The 2,125-nt window shown below is 66.2% G+C and carries 3 protein-coding genes; 2 read left to right on the top strand and 1 reads right to left on the bottom strand.

Annotation, left to right across the window (positions count from 1 at the left end):
- Window positions 1–362: single-stranded DNA-binding protein (locus EOA27_RS33345; RefSeq protein WP_145970719.1), on the top strand; the 362-nt coding region annotated here is incomplete at its 5' end.
- Window positions 363–425: 63 nt separating this feature from the next.
- Here the strand turns inward: EOA27_RS33345 and EOA27_RS33350 are convergent.
- Entirely contained in the window at window positions 426–1,307 is an 882-nt protein-coding gene (locus tag EOA27_RS33350; protein ID WP_127258402.1) for a LysR family transcriptional regulator, read from the bottom strand.
- A 102-nt stretch (window positions 1,308–1,409) separates the two neighbouring features.
- On the opposite strand from EOA27_RS33350, the gene EOA27_RS33355 reads away from it, so the two are divergent.
- Window positions 1,410–2,125, top strand: a 716-nt coding sequence (locus EOA27_RS33355) for an MFS transporter (protein ID WP_189562229.1), incomplete at its 3' end; no start/stop codon positions are given.

Below are 2,125 nucleotides of genomic sequence, written 5' to 3' on the forward strand. Positions count from 1 at the left end.
ACCCCGAAACCGCGACCACCCGCGGCGGCACCAAGATCACCGACTTCCGGCTCGCAACCTCCCGCCCCCGCCGCGTCGACGGCAAGGTCGTCAAGGGCGAGAACGGCTACGCCGAACAGGACACCGAGTGGCACCGCGTCAAGTGCTTCAACGGGCTCGCCGAGACGGTGCAGAAGCACTGCGTGAAGGGCATGAAGGTCGCGGTCCGCGGACGCATCCACTACACGCAGTGGACCGACAGCGAGGGCGTCGAGCGCTACGGCTCGGAGATCATCGCCGACGGCGTCGAATTTCTCGCCTGGCCGAAGCAGCGCGACAGCGCCGGCAACCAGAGCGAGGACACCGACGAGATCCCCTTCTGAGAGGCGGATCGCACGGCCCCGCCGCGAGGCGGGGCCTTCCGCATATTCTGCCCGCAATCGCTTTCAGTTCTGCGCCGCCTTCCTCAACCAGTCGCGCATTTGTCGCGCGGGCCGTGACAGGTGCGCCGTGTCAGGGGTGAGCAGATGATACCGCTCCCGCCCCGGTAGCACCGGACCGGGAAGCTGGACAAGACACCCCGACCGCAGGTGCTCGCCGCAGGAAAGATGGTCGCCGATTACAATGCCAAGTCCGCGTAACGCCGCGTCGATGCACAGATGCATGCGATTGAAGAACAGGTGGTTGTCGAGATCGTCCAGCCTGATGCCTGCCGCTTCGCAATAGTGCCGCCACCAGTAGAGCCCGCGCTCGTGGATCAGCCTGTGCGCCGCGTAGAAACCGGGTGAGGCCGGATCGGGGCCTTTCGCGATCAATGCGGGCGAGGCGACAGGGAAGGCACTGAGGTCAAGGAAGGGTTCGGAGCGGAAGCCGATCAGCGCCGCCGGTCCCCATGTCAAAACCAGGTCGACATCGCCGGGCAGGCTGCGCGGCAGGTCCGGGCGGCAACGCAGATCGACGTTGAGCCGCAGCGCGTCCAGCGCCTGTGCCGTCAGGCGCGGCATGAGCCACAGGACCGCCAGATCCGATTCCACATCCAGAATCACTGTTCCCCTGGCCGTGCCGCGCTTCAGACGCCCGACGCCAAGCGCCAGATCGGCGAAGGACCGGGCGACGGTTCGGGCGAAGAGGCTGCCGTCGCCGGTCAGGACGACGTGGCGGGCGTGGCGTTCGAAGAGTTCCACACCCAATTCCATCTCCAGATTGCGGACATGGCGGCTGACGGCAGCATGGCTGACGCCCAGTTCCTGCGCGGCCGCAGCGAAGCTGCCATGCCGGGCAGCGGCCTCGAAGGCGCGGGCGGCGTTGAGGTTGGGCAGTTTGCGCATGAGACGAGCATAACAAAAGCGTTCGCTTGGGGCAAAACAAGTAGTTTGAGCGAAAACTCATTTTTGGGCATGTCCTCGAACCTCCATCATCGCGAGGATGCCATGACCCGACTGCCGAACTCCGAAGCCCGGATGATCGTCGCGCTGATTCTCGGCGTGACGATCTACGGCTTCGCGATGGGCACCACCTATCCGCTTCTGGGTCTCCTGCTCTCGGATCAGGTGTCAGGCGCGCTCATTGGCATCAACACCGCAGCCACCGGCCTCGGCCTCATGACCGGCGTGGTGCTGCTGCCAGGCCTCGGCCGCCGGTTGGGCGCAGGTCCGACGGCGTTGGCAGGTGTGGGGCTGCTGGCGGCGGCGCTCGTTGCGCTGGCCTTTCTGCGCGACTTCTGGCCCGTCTTCTCAGCGCGCCTGGTTCTGGGCTGCGGTGCGGGTCTCATGTTCATCGTCGCCGAGACGGCGCTGAACGCCGCAGCAGCCCCCGAACGGCGCGGCCGGATCATGGGCGTCTATACCGCTGCCAGCGCCCTTGGTTTCGTGCTCGGTCCGGCGATGATCGCGCTGATGCCCGACCGTCCGGCCGCGCTTCTCCTTGGCTGCGCCGCGATAGCGCTGATGGCGCTGATCCCTTTCGCCGTGGTGGCACGGCCGGTGAGCCGCGCGGTAGCGCCGGGATCGGTGCGCCACATCCTGCCCGCAATCGCAGCCTTCCCCCTGGCCTTCGGCTTTCTCTTCATCGCGTCGATGGTTGATGCTGTCGCCATCAGTCTCATGCCGGTCATCATGCTCGATCGTGATTTCGACGTCTCGCAGGC

Source organism: Mesorhizobium sp. M2A.F.Ca.ET.037.01.1.1, assembly GCF_003998075.1.
Taxonomy (GTDB): domain Bacteria; phylum Pseudomonadota; class Alphaproteobacteria; order Rhizobiales; family Rhizobiaceae; genus Mesorhizobium.

Bases quoted from the DNA above. Each gene is read 5' to 3' on its own strand.
- EOA27_RS33350 (WP_127258402.1), bottom strand. From the start codon at position 1,307: ATGCGCAAACTGCCCAACCTCAACGCCGCCCGCGCCTTCGAGGCCGCT.